20 protein-coding genes and 1 tRNA gene are annotated in these 22,476 nt (G+C 40.4%); 11 read left to right on the forward strand and 10 right to left on the reverse strand.

All coding sequences use genetic code 11. The features are described 5' to 3' along the window. Positions 1 to 136: 136 nt before the first annotated feature. Positions 137 to 1,984: a DUF2207 domain-containing protein gene (locus tag FF105_RS03085; RefSeq protein WP_010278640.1), complete on the reverse strand. Its 1,848-nt coding sequence runs from the start codon at positions 1,982 to 1,984 to the stop codon at positions 137 to 139. A gap of 146 nt (positions 1,985 to 2,130) precedes the next feature. Here FF105_RS03085 and FF105_RS03090 point away from each other — a divergent pair, with 146 nt between their 5' ends. The 6 genes from FF105_RS03090 (at position 2,131) to FF105_RS03115 (ending at position 8,109) form a co-directional block, all read left to right on the forward strand. Beyond that, positions 2,131 to 2,787 carry a YoaK family protein gene (locus FF105_RS03090; RefSeq protein ID WP_290046338.1) on the forward strand — a complete coding sequence of 219 codons (657 nt, stop codon included), beginning with the start codon at positions 2,131 to 2,133 and terminating at the stop codon, positions 2,785 to 2,787. Positions 2,788 to 3,220: 433 nt separating this feature from the next. Then, positions 3,221 to 4,066: a MetQ/NlpA family ABC transporter substrate-binding protein gene (locus FF105_RS03095; protein WP_139967281.1), complete on the forward strand. Its 846-nt coding sequence runs from the start codon at positions 3,221 to 3,223 to the stop codon at positions 4,064 to 4,066. Between the two features lie 45 nt (positions 4,067 to 4,111). Beyond that, positions 4,112 to 4,951, forward strand: coding sequence for a MetQ/NlpA family ABC transporter substrate-binding protein (locus tag FF105_RS03100; RefSeq protein WP_010278519.1), 840 nt, complete (start codon positions 4,112 to 4,114; stop codon positions 4,949 to 4,951). 49 nt (positions 4,952 to 5,000) lie between these two features. Continuing rightward, entirely contained in the window at positions 5,001 to 6,332 is a 1,332-nt protein-coding gene (locus FF105_RS03105; protein ID WP_010278518.1) for a M20/M25/M40 family metallo-hydrolase, read from the forward strand. Further along, on the forward strand, positions 6,329 to 7,417 hold the full coding sequence (locus tag FF105_RS03110) for a methionine ABC transporter ATP-binding protein (protein ID WP_010278516.1): 1,089 nt from the start codon (positions 6,329 to 6,331) through the stop codon (positions 7,415 to 7,417). The genes FF105_RS03105 and FF105_RS03110 overlap by 4 nt, the downstream gene beginning before the upstream one ends. Beyond that, positions 7,414 to 8,109, forward strand: a complete 696-nt coding sequence (locus FF105_RS03115; protein ID WP_010278514.1) for a methionine ABC transporter permease — start codon at positions 7,414 to 7,416, stop codon at positions 8,107 to 8,109. The genes FF105_RS03110 and FF105_RS03115 overlap by 4 nt, the downstream gene beginning before the upstream one ends. A 34-nt stretch (positions 8,110 to 8,143) precedes the next feature. Here FF105_RS03115 and FF105_RS03120 read toward each other — a convergent pair whose 3' ends face one another. From FF105_RS03120 to FF105_RS03130, 3 genes are all read right to left on the reverse strand, one after another. Next, positions 8,144 to 8,842 carry a GntR family transcriptional regulator gene (locus FF105_RS03120; RefSeq protein WP_004915766.1) on the reverse strand — a complete coding sequence of 233 codons (699 nt, stop codon included), beginning with the start codon at positions 8,840 to 8,842 and terminating at the stop codon, positions 8,144 to 8,146. Continuing rightward, positions 8,842 to 9,984, reverse strand: a complete 1,143-nt coding sequence (nagA, locus tag FF105_RS03125; protein WP_010278509.1) for an N-acetylglucosamine-6-phosphate deacetylase — start codon at positions 9,982 to 9,984, stop codon at positions 8,842 to 8,844. Before nagA ends, FF105_RS03120 begins: the two co-directional genes overlap by 1 nt. A 136-nt stretch (positions 9,985 to 10,120) precedes the next feature. Continuing rightward, complete coding sequence (locus tag FF105_RS03130; protein WP_010278508.1) at positions 10,121 to 10,639, reverse strand: phosphatidylglycerophosphatase A family protein; 519 nt, start codon at positions 10,637 to 10,639, stop codon at positions 10,121 to 10,123. 312 nt (positions 10,640 to 10,951) lie between these two features. Between FF105_RS03130 and FF105_RS03135 the strand changes: the two genes are divergently transcribed. The 4 genes from FF105_RS03135 to FF105_RS03150 all read left to right on the forward strand — a co-directional run bounded on the left by FF105_RS03135 (position 10,952) and on the right by FF105_RS03150 (position 13,732). Next, positions 10,952 to 11,023: transfer RNA gene (locus FF105_RS03135), tRNA-Gln, on the forward strand. Between the two features lie 162 nt (positions 11,024 to 11,185). Next, on the forward strand, positions 11,186 to 11,932 hold the full coding sequence (locus FF105_RS03140; RefSeq protein WP_010278503.1) for an NUDIX hydrolase: 747 nt from the start codon (positions 11,186 to 11,188) through the stop codon (positions 11,930 to 11,932). 75 nt (positions 11,933 to 12,007) lie between these two features. Further along, positions 12,008 to 13,168, forward strand: coding sequence for an MFS transporter (locus tag FF105_RS03145; RefSeq protein ID WP_010278500.1), 1,161 nt, complete (start codon positions 12,008 to 12,010; stop codon positions 13,166 to 13,168). A gap of 15 nt (positions 13,169 to 13,183) precedes the next feature. Next, the gene (locus tag FF105_RS03150) at positions 13,184 to 13,732 is read left to right on the forward strand and encodes a folate family ECF transporter S component (RefSeq protein WP_010278497.1); all 549 of its coding nucleotides are present in this window, start codon (positions 13,184 to 13,186) and stop codon (positions 13,730 to 13,732) included. A gap of 128 nt (positions 13,733 to 13,860) precedes the next feature. Here FF105_RS03150 and alr read toward each other — a convergent pair whose 3' ends face one another. Genes alr through FF105_RS03165 form a run of 3 tightly spaced genes read right to left on the reverse strand, consistent with a single transcriptional unit; the run spans position 13,861 to position 18,471 of the window. Beyond that, positions 13,861 to 14,982 (reverse strand): alanine racemase, encoded by a 1,122-nt coding sequence (gene alr, locus FF105_RS03155; RefSeq protein WP_010278492.1) that lies wholly within the window; start codon positions 14,980 to 14,982, stop codon positions 13,861 to 13,863. Between the two features lie 15 nt (positions 14,983 to 14,997). Next, complete coding sequence (locus tag FF105_RS03160; RefSeq protein ID WP_147651258.1) at positions 14,998 to 16,335, reverse strand: dihydrolipoyl dehydrogenase family protein; 1,338 nt, start codon at positions 16,333 to 16,335, stop codon at positions 14,998 to 15,000. 42 nt (positions 16,336 to 16,377) lie between these two features. Beyond that, on the reverse strand, positions 16,378 to 18,471 hold the full coding sequence (locus FF105_RS03165; protein ID WP_290046339.1) for a DNA topoisomerase: 2,094 nt from the start codon (positions 18,469 to 18,471) through the stop codon (positions 16,378 to 16,380). Between the two features lie 199 nt (positions 18,472 to 18,670). Here FF105_RS03165 and FF105_RS03170 point away from each other — a divergent pair, with 199 nt between their 5' ends. Next, complete coding sequence (locus FF105_RS03170) at positions 18,671 to 18,976, forward strand: PTS cellobiose transporter subunit IIB (RefSeq protein WP_290046340.1); 306 nt, start codon at positions 18,671 to 18,673, stop codon at positions 18,974 to 18,976. A 38-nt stretch (positions 18,977 to 19,014) separates the two neighbouring features. Here the strand turns inward: FF105_RS03170 and FF105_RS03175 are convergent, their stop codons facing one another. The 3 genes from FF105_RS03175 to FF105_RS03185 form a co-directional block, all read right to left on the reverse strand. Continuing rightward, entirely contained in the window at positions 19,015 to 20,403 is a 1,389-nt protein-coding gene (locus FF105_RS03175) for a DUF2130 domain-containing protein (protein WP_147651256.1), read from the reverse strand. A 154-nt stretch (positions 20,404 to 20,557) separates the two neighbouring features. Next, positions 20,558 to 21,820 carry a polysaccharide deacetylase family protein gene (locus FF105_RS03180; RefSeq protein ID WP_010278480.1) on the reverse strand — a complete coding sequence of 421 codons (1,263 nt, stop codon included), beginning with the start codon at positions 21,818 to 21,820 and terminating at the stop codon, positions 20,558 to 20,560. Between the two features lie 274 nt (positions 21,821 to 22,094). Beyond that, positions 22,095 to 22,370, reverse strand: coding sequence for a hypothetical protein (locus tag FF105_RS03185; protein ID WP_010278479.1), 276 nt, complete (start codon positions 22,368 to 22,370; stop codon positions 22,095 to 22,097). Between the last annotated feature and the right edge of the window lie 106 nt (positions 22,371 to 22,476).

Consider the following 22,476-nt stretch of genomic DNA (forward strand, 5'->3'; position numbering starts at 1 on the left):
CGATATAAAACATTGCTGTTTTGCTTTGACGATTCAGCCACGAACATTTCGTCAGTTACTCCCTCAGAAATTAACTTATACATATAGTATAACAAATTTTTTGGAAAAATGTTGTTTAATTTATGCCCACTCGATGCTAAAAAGCACCACCGCCGCCACCACCAGCACCACCTGATGAACCGCCAGAGAAACTGCCACCGCCACCACTCACGTTACTACTTGATTGGAAGGCACCATCTTGATTGATACTAGTGACAAAACCATCACTCCAGTCGCTACCATACAAATAATACGGTACAAATAACAATGTATTATCAGTATTCCAATCCATGTCTTTAGCCCAGATTTTCATTTGATTAGCAACATTCTTAGCTTCCCCAAAGATGACTGCATAAGCTAAAATTTTATCCCACAATTGAACGTCTAGCACCTGCTTGTCTTGTAAGTGAGCAATATCATGTAACATCTTTTTAAATCCTTGCCACTGCCATTGTTCCTGCATACCGTCTGGTACAGTGAAGAAAATCGTTTTTTGAGTAGCTGTCAATAATAACGTTACAAGCGCTACGACGCTCTCAATCACAATAATGGCCCAGATACTCGACACTTGTGTTTGGTCAGCAATAATGCCTAACACAACTGCTGAAATCACTGATAATACAATTAAGCCACCCAACGCCATCGTTTTGGTATCAGTCGCTTTTTGCGTAGCAATTTTGTCAATAATACGTGTCTGTTGCTCTGCTTTGGCTAATGCTTGCTTGAAAGCGCCAATTCGTTTTCTAATACTTTTTGAAACTGGTGATTGTTTCTTTTTAAAATCACCGTGACGGACTAAATCACGATTTTGGCCAAAAATCATTCTCACAAAAGATAATTCAAATGGTTGCAAGCCATTTTCATCAGTCACTTGATAAGTAATCTCATCTGGTCGCTTCATGTCTTGATAAGTCATTGTTATTTTATGACGGGCCACTAAATCCAGCAACGTTGCCACGACAATTTTGGCATCATCAGTTTTTTCTGCTAATCGCTCAGAAATTAATGCCGGCCCAAGATCATTTGGTAAATCAAAGATATGGACCGGTTCACCAGTAGTACCGCTTTTTTGATTTGCCAAATTTTGTTGATAACGCACTTTTTTGCTTTGCCAAAATACGATAAACAGAACTATCACAAACAGAATTGGTGAAACCAAGAAAGCAATAATCATCATCCAAAAAACAAATCGGTTATGTTTAACCACAATCGCTGCTTCTTGCTGGCTAATCAGTTTCGCACGTTTGCCAGAGCGACGTAATTGATTAAGCGGTGTCTGATCGCTGTCAAAATACATGTGAATTTCTAATGATTCATCTGCTGGAACAGTATCACTCATCGCAATCACTTCACCTTGTGACTTATCCAGCTTAACATCCCCTTTTGCCCGGCTGTGTACCCAAGCTTTTAGCTGCTTAGGTGATTTTTTAGGCAATTTAACAATCAATTTTGCCTTATCTAAATCAACATCCCAGTCAGAAATTGGTCGCCAATTAATTTCAGCGACGTCATCCCAATTTGTGATCAACCCTTTTAAAACATACTGATAAGTGACCACTAACTTATCATTCTCTCGAACTGGATAATACACTTTTTCTTTAACTGCGTTTGACGTTTTTGTTTCAACATAACCGGTTTGCGCCGCACCTTGTCTTGGCTGAATGACTGTCGGCGCTTGACCGTTCACCGCAACTTTGATCGATTTTAAGCCACCCCAGGTCAGTGCTGACGCTTTTTTACCTGCTGCCAAACCCTCTCGCATAACCACGCCATGCATATCATCATCAAACGAATAACTCACCTGCTTAGTCACATTAGCGTCACCATTAGGCTGAATTGCAACCGTTTGCTGCCAATTAGTTATCTCATAATCATCATCTGCTGAAACCTGTTGTATGCCAATCATAGCAAACAACACCGTCAGTATTAAAAATCGCCACTTCATCTCATTCTCCCCTAATTCTTTGTTCCCATTATATCAAAAAAGGCATTCACCATTAGGAAAATTAGATAATTAAAGGTTTTATTGCCTAAAATAATGTCAAAGTGCTAAAGTGGAAAGATACGCAACGATTATTTAGGGAGACAATAATGCTTACAACAAAACACCCCATTCACGAACGATTGCCGATTGGCTTACTACTAGCAATGAATTCTGGATTTGTTGACGCTTACACATTTCAATATCATGAGTCACGTTTTGCTAGTTTACAAACAGGTAACCTCATTCAGGCTGGATTCAATTTATCCCATGGACGTTTTGGCGCCAGCATGATTTTTATTTGGCCAATTCTTTTTTTCACTATTGGTGCCGCTTGCAATACAATTCTGAAAAAGCAATGGCCTGAAGGACGTTTGTCCCTCCAACAGCACAGTATTTTACTTGAATTTATTGGTATTACGGCCATCGTTGCCATGCACCAGTACTTGAGCAGTACATTTTTCATTGCTTTTTTGTCTTTCTTTCTAGCCATTCAACTTGATTCTTTTCCTAAATTGCAAGGTCTTCCGTTCACAAGCGTCATGTCAACAGGCAATTTGCGTAGTGTTGGTACTAACATCACTAATTTTTTCTACACTAGGGACAAACAATTTTTGAGCAATACTTTTCATTTTCTTTGGCTCGTTCTAGCGTTTCTGTTTGGCGCTTTCATTTCAGGGCTATTGGCTCAGGCACTAGGCACTTACGCCCTATTTGGTGCCAGTTTAATCGTATTGATTGTCTTTGGCTTACTATTCAAAAAATAAAAACTGTTGACATTAGTTTGAATGGGATGTAATATTATCTATAACGATTTTTAGAATGAAACGAATTGAACAGGAAAGTAACAGTTTATCAAAGCCAAGAAAGCTAACGGGTGATGTAAGTTAGCGTGCGTGCGATTGTGAAAATGACCTGTGATTGGTGCAGACGAATCGGTTTACCGTTTAGTTTGCAACGATTTGGCCCCCGTTAACGGGCACACCATTCGGCTAGGATCATTTCCCGATGCCCGATGGTTAGTGAGCAACTATTTGGTAATAAATAGTCCAAACTCAGAATGGTATCGCGCTTATGATAAGCCGCTTCTGTATTTTAAAGTACAGAAGCGGCTTTTTTGATTGAAAAAAACTTGCCTATTCATCGCCATTCTAAAAATCAAGTATTATCATTTAGAGAAAACAGGGAGAAATACGTATCATGAGTAAAACAACTAAATGGCTTGTTGGTGGTGTGGCTGTCGTCGCTATCGCTGGTATTGCCTACGCTAGCTTTGGTCAAAAAGCCAAAACAACTTCAAAAACCGTCACCATCGGTATTATGTCAGGTTCAAAACAAGATGCCAAAATCTGGGATACGGTTAAAAAAACCGCTAAGGATAAGTATGGTATCACGCTAAAATTCAAAGAATTTACTGATTACTCACAACCTAACAAAGCACTTGCATCTGGTGACATTGATTTGAATGCCTTCCAACACTACGCCTTCCTAGCACAGTCAAACAAATCAACAGGAGACAAAATCGTGTCAATTGGTGATACTGTCATTTCACCAATCCGGTTGTACTCAAAGACATATACAAAAGTCTCACAGTATAAGTCAGGTGACACCATTTCTGTTCCTAACGATCCCAGTAATGAAAGTCGCGCGCTTTATGTTTTAAAAGCAGCAGGATTAATTGATCTCAAATCTGGTTTAACCTTAGCAACGGTTAAAGATATTACCAAAAATCCAAAAAATCTCAAAATTAAAGAGCTAGCCGCTGATCAGACAGCTCGCTCACTCTCAGATGTACAAGGCGCCGTGGTCAATGGTACTTATGCCGATTCTGCTGGTTTAGATTATAAAAAAGCTATCTTTGTTGAACCCTTAAACAAAAATTCTCACCAATGGGTCAACATTATCGCTGCTAACAAAAAGGACAAGAACAACGCTACGTACAAGAAGGTTGTTAAAGCCTACCAAACAGAAGCCACTAAGAAAGCCATTAACAAGCAATATGATGGTGTTGAATTAGCTGCTTGGGACGCTGATTTTAGTAAATAAGGATGTGATTTGAGTTTAACTCATCACCATTATGAGGAAAATATTATGAGTAAAAAAGCAAATTGGATTATTGGCGGTATCGCCGTTGTCATTGTTGCTGGTGCTATTTATACGTTTGGTCATGGTAGCAAAAGTCAATCAAAGACCGTAACAATCGGCGTTATGGCTGGATCAAAGGAAGAAGATCAAATCTGGGATGCCGCAATCAAGACCGCAAAAGACAAATATGGCATCACTTTAAAAACAAAAAAATTCACTGACTATTCACAGCCTAACAAAGCATTAGCCGATGGTGACATTGATCTGAATGCTTTCCAAAACTATCCATTTTTAGCCAACTGGAACAAAACATACAAAACTAATATTATTTCAATCGGTGATACTTGGACGACACCCCTACGCTTATATTCTAAATCATATAAGAAGACATCTGAATTTAAAACAGGTGATCAAATCGTTGTGCCAAACGATGTCACTAACGAAAACCGTGGCATTCATTTATTAGCTGAAGCTGGTTTAATTAAAATCAAAGATACTAATACGGCAACGCCAAAGGATATTACATCAAATCCTAAAAAGCTACAAATCACACCAATTGACGCGTCACAGACAGCCAAATCGTTAGATGATCCCAAAATCGCTGGCGCAGTCATTAACACTAACTATGCTATTTCTGCCAAGTTAGACATTAATTCAGCAATTTATGTTGAAGGACTTAACAAAGATAGTGAACAATACTTCAACTTTATTGCCGCTAACAAGAAAGATAAGAACAACGAGACCTATAAAAAAGTCGTGAAATCATTACAAACTGCCGAAACAAAGCGTTTGGTAAAGAAGTTCTATGGCACAGCTGAAATCACTGTTTGGGATTATAAGAAATAATACATGCGCTTTTGCGCGTACATAGTTGTTGCGGGAGGATTGATAATACATGAGTATCAGAACACAATATTTAACGCTTTTACATGATTTGGTTGCATTACCTAGTGTTTCAGCAAAACATGAATCACTACCAGAAACTGCTAAATTAATTGCGGACGCACTGCGTGGTTTAGGGGCTGAGGTGTTATATGACGATACCTACTTTGCACCATTCATCATTGGCAAATTGACCAGCAATGTTCCCCAAGCGCCAACAGTTATTATTTATAATCATTACGATGTTCAACCAGCAGAACCACTTGATTTGTGGGACAGTGATCCTTGGCAGCTGACAGAAAAAGATGGCAAGTTGTATGGTCGTGGCGTCGATGATGACAAAGGTAACTTGACCGCAAGACTTACTGCCGTGGCTGAGTATTTATCTGAACATAACAATCAGCTACCGATTAATATTACCTTTATTATAGAAGGTTCTGAAGAAACCTCCTCTCAACATCTTGACGATTATTTGGCTAAGTATCAACAGCATTTATCTGGTGACCTCGTTATCTGGGAATCGGGTGGTAAAAATGCCAACGAAGAAGTGGAAATATTTGGCGGTAACAAAGGCATTGTGACTTTTGATGTCAGCGCAACAACAGCTGGTCATGATTTACATTCGTCTTTAGCTGCTGTTGTCGATTCAGCTGCGTGGCGTTTGACACAAGCACTAGCCACATTGTACGATGAAAACGGTCATATTACGGTAGCAGGATTCTATGATGATGTGACGCCACCAAACAGCCGTGAAATACAGCTAGTGTCTGCATTACCTCTGACACATGATGCACTAGTTGCACAACATGAAATCACCGCGCCCCTTATAACTGACAAAACTGGGGATGATTTGAAGTCAATTTTATATTTTTCACCGACACTCAACATTGAGGGTATTGAAAGCGGCTACGTTGGTGAAGGCGTGAAGACTGTCTTGCCTGCCAAAGCATCAGCCAAACTTGAAGCACGTTTAGTTCCAGGAATGGATCCTGAAAAAACACTACTTCAAATCAAGCAACACTTTCAAAACCGTGGTTTTTCTGATATTCTGGTGACTAAGACATTGGGGCAGCCTGGTTATCGTAGTGACATGTCAGACCCACAAATTTTACGCGTTATTGATGTCACAGCCCATTACTACAAAGCACAACCTGTTGTTATCCCAACATCCCCCGGTACTGGTCCTATGTATTATATTCATGAAGCATTGGGTGCCCCCATTGCCAGTTTAGGAATTGGCTATGCCAATACAAACGACCACGCACCAAATGAAAATATTCGCCTAGATGACTACAATCAGCACATTGATGTCATTAAAGCACTAATTAGGAGTTATGAAAAATGACAGAAGAACCAATTATTAAACTAGACAATATCAATGTCACTTTCCATCAAAAAAAGCGGACGATTACAGCTGTTAATAATGTTACTGTTCACGTTAATCGTGGGGATGTATACGGAATTGTTGGCTATTCCGGCGCTGGTAAATCAACCCTTGTTCGCGTCATTAATTTATTACAAGAACCAACTAGTGGCTCTGTGATTGTGAATAACGAAACGTTTTTTCAAGCAACAGATGAAAATGCCAAAAAAACAATCATTGGTGGTAACGCTTTACGTGACAGACGCCGCAAAATCGGCATGATTTTTCAACACTTTAATTTGCTAAATGAGCGGACAGTCACTGAAAACGTTGCGTTTGCCTTGCAACACAGTCCATTAAAAGACGAAGAAAAAAAGGCAAAAGTAGCAGAATTACTTGAATTAGTTGATTTATCTGATCGCGCTGATCAATTTCCCGCCCAACTCTCAGGTGGACAAAAACAGCGTGTCGCCATTGCCCGCGCTTTGGCAAACGATCCTGAAATTTTAATTTCTGATGAAGCTACTTCAGCTTTGGATCCTAAAACAACCAATCAAATTTTGGCATTACTCAAGAAACTCAATCAAGAATTTGGTTTGACAATTGTTTTAATTACGCACGAAATGCAGGCTGTTAAAGAAATTGCCAACAAAGTTTCCGTCATGCAAGACGGTGAAATTATCGAAAGCGGTTCGCTATTAGAAATATTTGCACAACCAAAAGAACAACTCACACGTGAATTTATTGAAACGGCTACCAATATTGATAAAGCAATCGAAACAATTAGCCATGAAGCACTGGTTCACAACTTAAAAGATAACGAAGTCTTTGCTCGCCTTTCTTATGTTGGGGACACAACCGACGAACCGCTGATTACTGGATTATTCCGTGATTTCAATGTTACTGCTAATATTTTGTACGGCAACATTGAGATTTTGCAAGAAACGCCTGTTGGCTCATTGTTGGTTATTTTATCAGGCGAATCAGCACAACTAAAAGCTGCACTTGGTACCTTGCGTGACCACCATGTGACAGTTGAACTTATTAAAGGAGGCCAATCATTATGAACCAATGGTTTGCACATACTTTCCCTAATGTAATATATCAAGGCTGGGGTGGCGACACTGGTTGGTGGACTGCAATTGTACAAACACTGTACATGACATTTTGGTCAGCTATTTTTGGTGGTCTTTTGGGTTTGATTTTCGGTATTGGTCTTATTATTACCGCGCCAAATGGTATTGCACCAAGTAAAACTTGGTTTTGGATTTTTGATAAAATCGTGTCCTTCTTCCGTGCCTTACCATTCATCATTTTGTTGGCGGCTATTGCACCTGTCACCAAAATTATTGTTGGTACCCAAATTGGCACAACTGCAGCGCTTGTGCCATTATCTCTTGGCGTCTTTCCATTCTACGCACGACAAGTTCAAGTTGCTTTATCAGAAGTTAGTGGCGGCATCGTTGAAGCCGCACAATCAGTTGGTGCATCTTTTTGGGATATTGTGTTTGGCGTTTACTTACGCGAAGGACGGTCCGAACTGGTTCGCGTTTCAACCGTCACTTTAATTAGTTTGATTGGCTTGACTGCCATGGCAGGTGCTATTGGCGCCGGCGGTCTAGGAAATATGGCCATTTCGTATGGTTATAATCGTTTCGCCACTGATACAACGCTAGTCGCAACATTGTTAGTTTTGATTCTAGTCTTAGTAGTACAAGTCATTGGTGATATTCTTGTTAAACGACTCAATCATAAATAATAAAAAGCTGATATCAATCAAGATATCAGCTTTTTTAACGTGTAATTGTCATTTCAAAGCGTTCACCAACATAAAATGAACGTGAATACTCAAATGGCATATCATTTTGATCATATGAAACTTGACGTACTGACAGAATTGGATCGCCACGCTTAATATGGAGTAATTCTGACAAGCGTTCGTTGGCTAAACTCGCCGTGATTGTTTGCTCAGCGCGACCCGGATTAATGCCTGCCTGCTCCAGTGTTGCATACAACGATTGCGTTAATTGACTACGTGTAAATGCTTCAACTAATTTAACCGGCAAAGTTGTTTGTTCTAACAGAATAGGTTCATCATCACCCAAACGCAACCGTTCCATCACCAATACTTCATCAGTCTCTGATAGTTGTAAGTGCTCCATTTCCGAAGCAGAAGGTGTCGTTGTTTTATAACTGACAGTTACCGTGCGTGCTTGTCTTCCTGTGGCAGCCATTAATTCCGTAAAACTTGTGACACCGAGCGCACGTTCAGACACTTTCTTTTCAGCAACATAGGTTCCTGAACCAACCTTGCGTTCCAAAATGCCTTCGTCTACCAACGTCTGAATTGCTTGACGCAAAGTCATCCGCGACACATCAAATTCCAGTGCCAAATCACGCTCAGCGGGCAAACGTTTTTGAGCTTCCCACTCACCAGCTTCAATTCGTGACAATATTTGATTGTGAATTTCGATGTAACGCGGTTTAGCCATTAATTCTCCCTTGCGAAGCGACGACCAAGTGAGTATGTCGCTTGTAATTGCATGTCTTGATTAAAAATATTAAAATCAGCGTCTTTACTTGCTGACAAATCACCTTTTTGTGTCAAACCAAACTCACGCGCTTGATTGACCGAACTCATTTGTACAGCATCGCTAATATCAGCACTTGTAAAGCGTTGAATATTAGCAAAAGCATCATCATAGGCTAAAACAGAACCGGCTAAATGTCCATTTTCTAAGCGTGCTTGTTTGTCTTTAACAATTACTTTTTGCCCACCCAATTCTGATTCGCCATTACCTAATCCTTCGGCGCGCATTGAGTCGGTAACCAAATCAAGACGCTGAGCCCCTTTGACCTTGAAAGCTAATTGTAGCATATCAGGAACAACGTGGAAACCATCAGCGATTAATTCGCCTGTAATTGATTCTTCAAGCATGCCATGACCTGTAACACCGGGTTCACGATGATGTAGTGGCCGTTGTGCGTTATACAAATGTGTTATGTGAGTGGCACGGGAATGTCGTAACTGTTCACGAGTAGCATTGGAATGACCAATTGATGGCACAATATGATGTTGCAACATGAATGCCTCAAAGTCAGGTAACCCACCATTTTCAGGCGCATAAGTGACTAAGCGTATGCGTTCGCCAGAAAGTGCATACCATTTTTTGAGTAATTCAGTGTTTGGATCAATAATATATTTTTCAGGCTGTGCACCCATAAAAACTTTGTTAATAAAAGGGCCTTCCAAGTGAATTCCTTGAATCACTGGATTTGTCTTAGCAACTTGATCGATTGTCTTCAACGCACGTTCAATATTTTCAGGTGATTGCGTCATGGTCGTTGGAAATAGTGAGGTAATCCCTTCTGTCACCATCTTGTTGACCATCTCGTTAAGCTTATCGGGATCGCCGTCCATAGTGTCTAAACCGTAACCACCATGTTTATGAACATCAATGAATCCTGGTACGACCAGTTGACCAGTTGCCTCGTCAATGACTTCATCATCAGCTCGCGCTGTGAAATCAGCCATGTAGCCAACTTCCTCAATTGTGTCGGTGAAGCGCATGTAGGCGTCTGGCATATGCTTATAGCCTGTATACAAGTCAATATTCTTAATTAATTTTGCCATATCATCACGTGGTACGGCGTTTTGGACGCCGCAGCACTTTCCTCCTCTAGCTTTTATACTTTAAGTATAATTGGTCTAGACCTATTTTGCAAATGTTTTCTATCCTTGATGATGACAATAAAAAAACACCTCAGTGTTAGTTTTTGATTCCTGATTCGTTTTCAACCATTCCTGCCGCAAATTTGTGGGCTACCTTAGAAGCAGCAGCTGCAGCTAGAGCACCCACAATATCATCAGCAAATGTCGTCACTGCTTCGCTTGTTTTTCCCTTGCGATCAAGTTCGCCGACCAGTCCAACTTTTAGTTTGTCGATGTAGCCATAATTGGTCACACCAATCGTGTCAAAAGACATTGCAATGGCGGTTCCAATTGTCTCATCAACGCCAAACAAACCATCATCATGTTCAACTAAATCTTGCAGTGGTGCTTCTAATAAATGTTCTTCAGCCAAGCGATCTAATTCAAGTCCAACCCATACTTGGTGCTGAACAACGCGCTTATGTAAAATACTTTCCACCGCTTCTGCCACTTGTTCAAGTGTCAAACCCGCCACGTATGATTGTTCATTATCAAAAGCAATTTGGGCGATATCTTTTACCGTAATATGGTGCTGTGCTAATTTTTTAATTGTGTTGTCGTAAGTTGCGTACTGCATGTGTTACCCCCTTCTATGTTTTTCTAGTATATCGAACTTTGATTTTGAAAGCTATCATGAAGACAAATGCTGTCACAACAACATTTTGATATTATCAAACTCCGCTAATTAATGTCACAAATGAAACGATTATTTTTTCATTATTCTAACTGAAAGGTTAATTTGCTGTGATTGGCGCCTATGATATTTTCAAAACCAGGACATGAAATTTTCATTTTTTTAATCACAATCGAATGCTTGAACAAAATCGCAATCGTTTCAAAAATACTGCTTGCAAAAGAGAGACATTTTCTGTAAAATATATAGAGTAATTGCCCCTTGGCCAAGCGGTAAGGCGGTGGCTTCTGGTGCCACTACGCGCTGGTTCGAATCCAGCAGGGGCAATTTCTAATAGGCAATCAACTTTTAGTTGGTTGCCCTTTTCATTGACTCGTCATGCGTTGATAACACCATTGTTGTGACGTTCATTCAGTAAACTCAAAATCATGGTGACAGCTATTTCACCAAAAAATAAGATATAATAAGCCATAGGAGGTGTTCAAATTCATGCCAGAAATTATTTCGCGGCCAATTGTCACAGTAACCAACGTCATTTGGAGTTATAATTTTACAACTGAAGAAGTTGTGGTACTCTTAGCAAAAAAATCAGATGAGCCCTTTAAACATTTTTGGAGCCTTCCTGAAACATTTCTAAGGTCAACTGAAGATGCCGATTCAGCGGCGCTAAGACTAATTTCAGACAAAATTGGTATTCAATTAGATAGTTTCCATACTGAACAGCTTGCGACTTTTTCATCAGTGCTTCGCACTAAATCAGACCGTCAGCTTGCACTAGCGTATATGAGTTTTTTGCCAAAAATGCCAGATTTGACACCAGGTGTCGGCGCTGTCAATGTTGCTTGGGTACCAGTCAAATCACTACACAGTCGCTTTTATTTAGTTCACCCTGAGTTCAGTATTAAATTACCAACCGCCTCACCAGACATTTTTTATCAGAACTTAACCGTTAATAGTAACCAATCACAATTAGCTTTTGATCATGAATTGATTATTCAAACCGCCATCACTCGTGTTCGCAATAAACTTGATTATGCACCGTCAATTCTAAGGGTTCTTGGCGACACCTTTACACTCAAAAATGCACGTAAAATCTATGCTAATTTCCTCGGCATCTCAGAAGTAGCAATTGATAATTCCAATTTTCGAAAAACACACGATCATCTTTTTTCTGAAACTGGTACTGTTACCACAGTAGGAAAAGGTCGTCCAGCAAAGCTTTACCAATTAAAGTAAAATTGACTTTTAATCAATAGCGTGATATTCTTAACTCCAATAAAAGTATTTAATACTTAAAAGGGAGTTTTTTTTATGTGGTCATCTTTTACGCGCAAAACATTATTAATTATCGGTACTGCTTGGCTCTTTGATGCACTAGATGTGGCGTTGCTGTCATTTATCATGCCAATGGTAAAAGCGCAGTGGCATCTAGAAGCCACTCAAACGGGTCTATTGTCTTCTGTCACAGCTATCGGTATGGCATTTGGTGCCATATTGTTTGGTAAGGCTGCTGACCAATTTGGTCGAAAAAACGTTTTAACAGCCAGTCTTGTCTTATTCTCTTTGGGCAATTTAGCATTAGCATTTTCACCCAATTATCACTGGTTTTTAGTTATTCGTTTCATAGTTGGACTCGGCCTGGGCGGTGAATTACCTGTAGCCGCAACTTATTTGGCTGACCATTTTAAAGGCACACTACAATCGCGCCTATTAATTCTAGCAGACAGTTTTTGGGCAGTGGGTTGGCTCATTGCGTCCGTATTAGCATTCTTTTTTGCTAATAACCTTGGCTGGCGTGGGTTATTAATACTAACCGCCATTCCGGTCTTGTTTGCTCTGATCTTGCGCAGTAAGCTCACTGATGCACCAAAGATAACCACAAAATCACCCACTTTAAAAACAAGTTTGATTGCTAATTTTAATTATCAAACTATTCTACTATGGTTAACTTGGCTAATGGTGATGTTCAGTTATTATGGCATGTTTATGTGGCTGCCAACAATTTTGGCTAGTCGTGGCAACACTTTAGTGACGGGATTTGGCTATACTGTTCTCATTACAATTGCACAATTGCCTGGTTATTTTGTTGCAGCGTGGTTAATGGGAAAAATACAAGTTCGTTGGGTCTTCATCATTTACATGTTAGGCACAGCGTTGAGTGCTTTTGCCTTTGGTCAAGCTGACGGCATACCTGCAACCATAGTATTCGGCAGCTTACTCTCATTTTTTAATCTTGGTGCTTACGGCACAATTATTGCACTGACTCCTGTTCAATATTTGCCGGAATATCGTGGTACTATGACCGGTATTGCCCAAGGAATTGGCCGTTTAGGCGCCGTAATTGGTCCTTTGCTGGTTGGCTGGTTATTAGATTACCACGTGTCTGTTAATCATATTTTTACTATTTTCATGATGTCACTCTTTATTGGCGCACTAGCAGCAGTCTTTTTGCCAGATCGCCTGAATGCGTAAAAGGATGTTACAAGCATGTTGAAAGATTATTATACATTTAAAAGCCCAAAATTGACGATACAAGTGCTGACCATCGCAGCATTGATGTTAGCACTTGATATTATATTATGGAAAATTAGTATTGGTCCTAGCTATTTTCAAATAGCGTTAGGCTTTATTTCTATGTGTCTGATGGGCTATTTTCTTGGTCCGTGGTTGGCCGGCACAGTTGAATTGATGTCCGATTTTTTAAATAGCACCGTTTTCGGTGGTTCATCCACCTTCGCTTGGCAATTCTTAATAGGTGCTTTCTTAGGTGGCATGGTATATAGTGTGCTACTACATGGTCGCAAATGGTCATGGCTTAATATCGTTGTCGCCCACTTAATTATTCTTGGTCCCATTAGTCTTTTACTTGATACTACTATCGTTTCTTTTGTTTACCATATAGACTGGCACGTAGTGTTTATGACACGTGCTGTGCGTAACTTTTTTACATTTTTCATTGAAACATTTGTATTAATCAGTATACTCAAGGGCATTGAAGCCAATAAATTTTTAAGAGAAATCAAGCAGAATTTGTAATACCACGGTCAATGATTTTTGCTATCAGCCTGAAAAACGTCACATTCCCAATTAGTTGATATTATTGTTTATCTTGATAGCTGGTGCCGTATTTTTTACCCATGACTATTGTCTACTGCTTACCATGATTATGGCACGATGATGCGTTGCAAACGTGGCGCAAAATTATTCATCAGCGCAACAATACTAGCATCTGAATACTGAGCCAAATCAGACAAACTCACTGATTGAACACCAACCTTGCCAATTAATGTCACTTGAACACCAACGTTCACTGGCTTATCGACAAAAATCATCGTCTGGTCCATCGCCACACCACCAGCAATATGTCCGACTTGTCCATCAGCTATTAAAACGCGCATACCATCAGCATTAAATGGATAACCGTCTGAGTGCCCAATCGGAATCGTTAATAACCACCCGTCGCGTGACACGCGATAATCTGCACCATACCCCACCGCTTCCCCAGCTTTAATCGGTTTGCTAAAAATAACTTCAGCCGTTAGTTCGAGTACCGGTTCCAGTTCAAACGGCATCGGCATGGTTGGTTCAGAAGAATCAATGCCAAATAAACCCACACCTAAACGAATAATATCGGTATCGACTTTATCAGCGTACCAAGTGGCTATACCAGTATTAGCGAAGTGTTGTTCCTTTGGTTGTGAAGGTAAATTCTGCGTTAAACGTTGCCATTCTGATATTTGAAAATCAACATATGTCTCATTAGGTGTATCTGCCGTAGCAAAATGTGTCCAGAGGCTTTGAAATTCTAACTGTTTCGAATCAACTACTTCTTGGATTGCTAGCACCAATTGGTCACGTTCTTTGAAACCAATACGATTAAGTCCTGTGTCAACTGGCAACGATACTTTCAGGTGTAATGATGTATCAGCTAAAACTTTGGCTGCTTGTTGAATAGTCGCTAGTGAACTAAATGCCAACGTAATATCTCTTTGTGCGGCTAGTCGGACGAACTGCGGATCCGTCAGACCTAATACATCAATGGGCTGTTGATAGCCTAAATCACGTAATGTTAGTGCTTCATCCAGCATCGCCACACCAAAACGATTTGCACCAGATTGGCTACTCAACATCGCCATTTCTGGTAAACCGTGTGAGAATGCATTGGCTTTTAAGACAGCCATTACTTGTTGTGCATGAGCATGATCTTTGATTACCTCTAAATTATGCGCAACAGCTGAGCGAGATAAGCTCACTTGTGCATGACGATGCAATGCTACGTAATTCATATTGTCACACTTTCGTTAATAAAACGCGCCAAACTCGGAACCTAGTGATGGATAAGCATAAATATTTGCTTGTGTATCTGCTAAGGTTCTTTTGCCGTTGATAGCGGTCACAAAATAGTTGATTAATTCTTCTGCTTCCATGGCAATGACACTGGCGCCAACAACCCGCCCATTTTGATCCAGTACCGTACGAATTCTGGCGTTGTCATGATAGCGATAGAAAGTAATGACTTGGCTCATATCAACATCAGTGACACGATAACCTAGTTCCTCTGCTTCCTTAACTGATATACCTGTTTGCGCAATACGTGGTGATCCAAACACTACTGCAGGCATAGTCGGAAATGCAATTGGGTCAGCTATTTTTTGAGCTATAAGTTGTGCAACATAGCGTCCTTCATAATTACCTGTAGGCACTAACTTGGGCGCCGGACTACCACCCACATCGCCAACTGCGTATACATGCGGATTGCTTGTCCGTAAATAGTCATCAACTGGAATATCAGCTTCATTATAGGTAATGCCGGCCGTTTCAAGTCCTAACTTATCAGCATTTCCGACACGTCCAGCTGTTACAAAAACACGGTCTGTTTGGAATTGTGTCCCATCATCAAGCGACACTAATAACTTTTTTGTGTCAGTTTTTTCAATTTTAACTACTGTCGCATCAAAATACCAATCAAAACCAGCTTCTTGCGTTTCAGTAATCCATTGTTGTACCAGTGTTTGATCGAAGTCACGCAACGCACTATGGCCATGCGTGACAACGCGGGTATGTGCACCTGCGGCATTTGTGATTGTGGCAAATTCGACACCAACATACCCCGCCCCAATAAAGGTCACATCATCTGGTAAATCAGGCAAATTCAAAAAGTCTTCACTGTCTTGTGTCAATTCAGAACCTGGAAAATCAAGTTTTTTAGGGCGCTGACCAACCGCAATAACCCAATCAGTAGCTTTAATCGTGTCATCGTTATCTGTTATGGATACTGTGTCAGTGTTTATAAATTCACTATGACCATATAACCGCGTTATCCCTGCTTCAGCCAATCCACGAACTTTGCGTGGTTCGACAGCATCAACATATCCTTGCTTGTAGGTCATCAAGTCTGACCAATTAATTTTTGAGTATCCTTGTAAGCCACGTCCTTGCATGGCGGATTGACGCCTAATACCTTCAACGGCAGAAAGTAATATTTTTTTAGGATCACAGCCATAGTTTGGACACGTACCACCCCATAAATATTGCTCGATAATAACGACTGATTTTCCTAGTGCTTTAGCGGCAAATGCTGCTGCTAGACCAGCTGGTCCGGCGCCAATCACGCCGACGTCATATTGATATTGTGCCATTTTTGCCTCACTTAATTTTTTTATTATTATACAATACAGTCGTTATTTTTTTGGTTTTGGATTAAGCTTAAAACCATAAAATGTATTACCTTTAAATGTTTGCTTGGCTAATTTGCCAACTGCTGTGTACGGCTTACCACGTTTAGATTTAGCAGGAAAACTCACTTCTGCCCCAGATAACAACTTTTGCAGTTCATCATCAGTAAATACATGGCCACTCCATTCTCGAGCAAATGTAATTTCTTGTCCCTGCCAAGTGCCAGTCATTTTTTCTGACACTTTTCTTGGCTTTCGAACCTTTGGTTTGGGTTTTCCTAACAAATCTTCTAAAGACTGCGCATTGTTGACCATAATTGGCAGATCATGTTCAACCACTTTAGTCGCTGAATCAAGCACTTGCGTCATCGTCATCTCAAATTGACCCACTTGATCCATCATTTCAAATAATCGCTTAGTAATTTTGGGTGAAGCAATCCAAGTATCTTTAACCATAATAGCGGAGACGTTACCTGTCTCTGTTAAGTCTAACTTCCCTCTTTTTTCAGATAGCATGGCTTTAGTGCCACGCGCCATTTCAGATAGTGTCGCGACACGTGTCGCACCAGTACCGACGTTATGCTTTTCTAAGAATGCCATAATCCACTTCGTTGTTGGTACTTGTGGTTTTGGATTAGCGCCTTCGTGCAAATAAGGCGTCGCGTCAGGTCCTAATTTCCCTTTAGTGGCGTTGTTCTCATCCTCTTCCCCATCATCAACTTTAATGGCTTTTTGAGCATCATAGACTAGTTTAAAGTTAAGCCTAATTGGCACATTAAATGCCGTTTTAAAGTCAGGATAATCTTGTAAATTAGCCGTAACATGATCATAGACATAATCTTCTGCTAACATTGCCAAGTAGTTTTTGGCCAATACGTCATATATGGCTGGTCCGCTAGCACCGTACTTTGATAATGACTCGGTTGTGTTGGGGACATTTTCACCTGGCCGATTGGCACCGTGCGCTCCTTGTGCTTTGACATGAGTTGGGCGTGGTGTCCGATGTGTTAACAGTGAGAGGTCAACACCAACAACTGCCGCAATACGGTCTACTAAAGGCAACAAATCATTAAATTGATCTGGCGTCACTGTTTTATCTTCGGTTCTTGGGTATGAGACGACTTGCGCCTCATACATTTTTTGATAAGTACTCAAAACTTCTTTAGAAGAGAAACCACGCGGGGCTAAAATTGACGCCAAGTCAGCTAAATCAAGTAACTTCCCTGGCGCTTGCGTACGGGTTTGGTGTTTTTCATTAACAACGGCGCTGTTATGATATTGCGCAATATCTTGCTCTGCTTGTACTTTCGTCGAAAAGCGCCATGGCACCACATCGCCTTGTGGTGTCACACGTCCAAAAATATGTCCTGCCGGATCTTTGAACTTCACCTCAAAGAATGGCGTTTTAACATTGTTTTTAATGGCTTCAAGTTGCTGATAAATACGCCAAACAATGACTGATTTCAGGCGTCCTTCACGGGCAACAACTTGAAAACCAGCCTTTTTGGCAGAAGTGGTAGCAATACGGGTAAGTTGCATGGACGCAAAGTCCCAGCGATTGCGACTTTCACCTTTGATGTATTCACCATCAGCCATTTTGTCAGACACATCACGTAACTGACGCATCGCTTTTTGAATGCCGGTCGTTGACTCATCCATAAAATTAGCTCGAAGCGCTTGCCCACGCCAACTGATTGCGTCTAAAGCCTCCCACGCAAGTAATTCGCCCTCTCCTGACGGATCAGTATCAGTGGCAATTATAATCGCGTCAAAGCCCGCTTTAGATTCTTTTTTTAGGTCGTCAATGAGCTTTTTCGTCGATTCTATTTTGCCGGTTCGCAAATTGCGCTGTTTGATGTACGTACGTGCCCACGAAAAATCTCCTAATCGCCAAGGTAAATGTTTAATGAGCCATGATTTGTATTGTTTTTGGAGGTCTTCTGCCACCATTTGTTCTGGATCTTTGAGTGTCATCACATGACCACGCAAATTAGTAATGGTATAAGTAAAGTTGTCAAACGATCCTGATTTGCCGCCCAGTGCTTTGCCAAAATTTGCGGCTGCGGATGGTTTTTCAGTTAGGATGAGATAATTAGGCATAATATTGTGTGCGCAATCTTTCTAAGGTTGATTGACTCTATTTTAACAGATTGCGCAAGTCGTTGCCCTCTGCCTGAACTAACGCCTACTCTATTGTACGATTTGAATTTAGATAACGCTTATGCGTATGAAACAAAAAATAACACTTACTTTTAGTAAGTGTTATACTAAAGACAAATCAAGAAAGTAGGTTAAAAAAATGTCAGAAATTCTATTAGTTGATGCCGCAGGCATGTCAATTTCAATGTTGTCGAATAAAATGGATCAATATAGCGCAGCCCATGATTTAGGTTATCATGTTGAAGGCATCGATGCCGCTGCTGAAGAACATATTGCTCACGTCAAGCCCGCCATTATCATGATTGCACCTCAAGTAAGCTACTTGTTTGATAAATATAATGATAAATATGGCGCCGACATTCCGGTTGTTAACATTGAAATGATGGCTTATGGCACGATGAATGCTGAAACAATTATAAGTGCAGCAATTGAGAAAATTGGCTAACAACCTCTGGAAGCGGCACGTCTAAAATAGTTTCCCTTTCACTCCCCCAACCCATCAAACTTCGCCTTCATCGTTGGATTACCTCTCGTCAGCTTCTTGACGCTGACATCTTCCAACTTGTTATTTGCCAAACGCAGTTGGTTTTCGGAGGTTGTGAGTGAGCGCTTGACGGCTTCCATGCGGGCGATGGCTTTGTCGATTTCGTCAATGGCACTTTTGAAGTTTTTTGAGGCGCTTTGGTAATTTTTGCCAAAGGCATTCTTGAAATTCGTTAAATCGCTTTCAAAATGAGTGATATCAATATTTTGTTCACGAACTTGTTCGAGTTCTTGCTTATATGCCACCGAATTCAACGCGGCGTTGCGCAACACACCAATAAACTGGATAAAGAATTGCGGACGAATCACGTACATTTTGTCGTAGTCATTAACCTGCACAATACCCGTGTTATACAAGTCACTATCGGCTTCTAGCATTGATACTAGCACGGCGTATTCTGTGTTTTTCTCGCGGCGATCTTTGTCTAATTCTTTGAAAAAATCAGTATTTTTGTGCTTGGAAGCTGTTGTGTCGGCTTCATTTTTCATATCAAACATAATGCTGACAAATTCTGTCCCATCTTGGTAATCACGGAAAATAAAATCACCTTTTGAATTGGTCTCAGATAATGCGTTGTCTTTTTCAAAATAGGCGTTTGGGAACGCGTAAGGTCGTATTTTATTAAATTCAGTCATCGCGTATTGTTCCAAGCTTTCACCAATTTCCTTGGTAGATTGGCGTGCCTTGAAATCCTTATAAAACTCAACCTGTTCGTTAGCAGACTTCAACTGAGCTTCATATTGATCTTTCACATTAGCAATTTGGAGTTCTTTTTCTTTGTCCTTGAGCTGTAATTGTGATGTCAATTCGGACACTTTTTGGTCGCGCTGCGACAGTTCACTTTGCGCCGTTGCGTCTTTTTTAAGTAATTGTGTTTCCAATTCAGCTTGGTGTTGTTGCTTAATCGTTTCAATTTGCGACTCAAGCACTGTGATTTTGGCCTGTTTATCAGCCAACGTATCTTTCAAGTCCAAATCTTTTTGTGTCAGCTGTGCCTTGAGTTCAACGTTATTTTGCTCAGTGATACTTTTTAATTGTGTCTCAAGGGCGACAATTTTGTTTTCTTTATCATTGATATTTTCTTGTAGCGTCGCTTTTTGTTGTTGGAGTTGGTTCTCCAGTTCAGCTTTTGCTTGTGCTTGCTGTTGGACTTCCCATTCCGTCTTGGCTTGCACCAATTTGTCATCTAACATTTCGGCAATCGTTCCATTGATGACGCTCGTGTCAATGTTTTGTTCGTCATTCAAATCAACGATGTCACCTGCTTTGGCATCTTCATCCAAAACCAATTCCGTTTGTGACGCAATGTGAAATTTTACCTTTGCCATGTGAGAATGTCCTCTTTAATTCATGAATTCTAGTCAATATAATCATTCTCATTATAGCAAAAATTGGGTTTTGCTATTATGTTTTATCATATCAATTTAATAAAACTTGTGTATCGTTTTAGTCAATAGAAAAAGCACACCAGAACGGCGTGCTTTATTTGTTACGATTGGTGCTATCAATGACTTCTGATGTGTTAAAGAATGGGTTGAGCACTGAATTTGTGCCATTCAAGTCATCTGTCATGCGAATGCCGTCAACATTGATACGGGCTTGGCGATAATACTTCGTCGTCATCTCACCCCACGACGTGTGCGACGCATCAACGTTCTCAAAGATTTCAAAACCTTTTTGTCGCAGGTAGGCAAACTTCTCGTTATTATCTTGATACCCCTGCCAATCGCCAATGTCTGCGCCAAATGGGAAAATCAAAATGTTCGTCTTGCCGACAATGGGTTGCACTTCCTTTTCCCAACGGTCAGTATCTAGCTTGACATCTGCCACCGAAGAAGTCTTCATATTTAAATGTCCCCATGAATGTGAAGCAAAATTCCAGCCGTCTGCTTTCAAGGCGGCGACGACCTCGCGAGCCTTTGTCGTTTCGCGTTTAGTCTTGGCCGTGTCGCCGTATTGTGACACGGATGTTCGGTAGCCAAGGACACCATTATAACCTGTCACCGCCAATGTTCCTTTATCACCACGGTATGAGAAATCAGGGTGGGTTTTGATAAATTCATCAACGATTGGCACCAAATCATAATTACCAACCGAGGTCTTACCATTAGCGTCTATATATTCATTCTTGATGCCGTTCTTGGTAGCCACCAGCTTCGAGGCAAATCCAGAATTGATCATGTATTCATAATAGTTTACATCATCTTGTGACAGAACCAATGGCGTCTTACCCTTTGGCAAACTAACCCCATCAAATACTAACTCGCCTTTGTCGTTTTTCTTCACCAATCGCTCAGAATTAACCAGCACGTAGCCTTTGGCATAGAGCTGCGTCAACATCTTATTGAACTCGCCAATCGTGACCATGTAATCCTTGTAACCTTGCCCCTTTTGTGACGTAAAGGCGCGCGTTGGATCAACAATTAAGCTGTGGAAAAATAAATGACTGTACTTGTCCGGATCGTTCCATGTTACAAGGTCTGACTTACTGGCTTCAATTTCTTTTTTGAGCGCTTTAGCCTTGGTTGAATCGTCATTGGTAATTGATTTGAGACTTTTGGCATAGTTATATTGTTGATAGTCTAACTTAGCTTGGGCAAGTGGTGTGGCTTTGTGTGATTCTGCTGCCAACACGACCGCAGGTGTAGAAGATGTGGCTTTTTTTGTCCCACTCATCTGCCCGATAGACCAGCAAATAAGCATACCAGCTAGCATCACCGAAACCATATAAGCTACTTTTTTCATCTATTCAACCCCGAATCGCCATTATATTGATATAATACGAATTTTAGTGAAATTGTTATCAACATAAATCAAATTTTTAACGTAATTGTAGTATAACTGTTATATTTGAAGTTATTGTGGGTAGAATGTGAAGATAGTTCGAAATTTGGTGTATTCCTGTTTCAGTAATAAAAGCGCTTAATTCATGTGGTATGAATTAAGCGCTTTTTCGGTTAGTTATTTTTTGTCAAGTCCAATGCTTAGTTATCATAGCATTAAACAATACTCAAAAAACTCAATTACCAAAAAACTTTAAATTATTGAGTATGCCATAAAACCAATCGCTTCTGTGCAATTGCTTCGACAAGACTTTGCCATCATCTGATAGCTTGCTATCTAGAGAAAGCTTTTGAAATGAATTCGTCAAATGTGTGATTTCTCTGTCTTGCAATGTCCTTGGACGACCTAAATTAACAATGGTGTTTTCAATGACCTGCTTTTCATCATCATTTAAATTCGGATGCTTGTCTAGAAAATTCTCTAAATATTTAAGTTTATTTGTTTTCAACATTTTCCCCTCAATTCGCTCGTGCTCACAAGTTGTTCCCGTATTCATTCATGATAACATGAACTTGATGTTAGGGTATAGACGCTGTTACAAAACAAACACCCCCAAA

The sequence above is a fragment of the Leuconostoc sp. UCMA20149 genome (assembly GCF_030400235.1).
GTDB lineage: Bacteria > Bacillota > Bacilli > Lactobacillales > Lactobacillaceae > Leuconostoc > Leuconostoc pseudomesenteroides.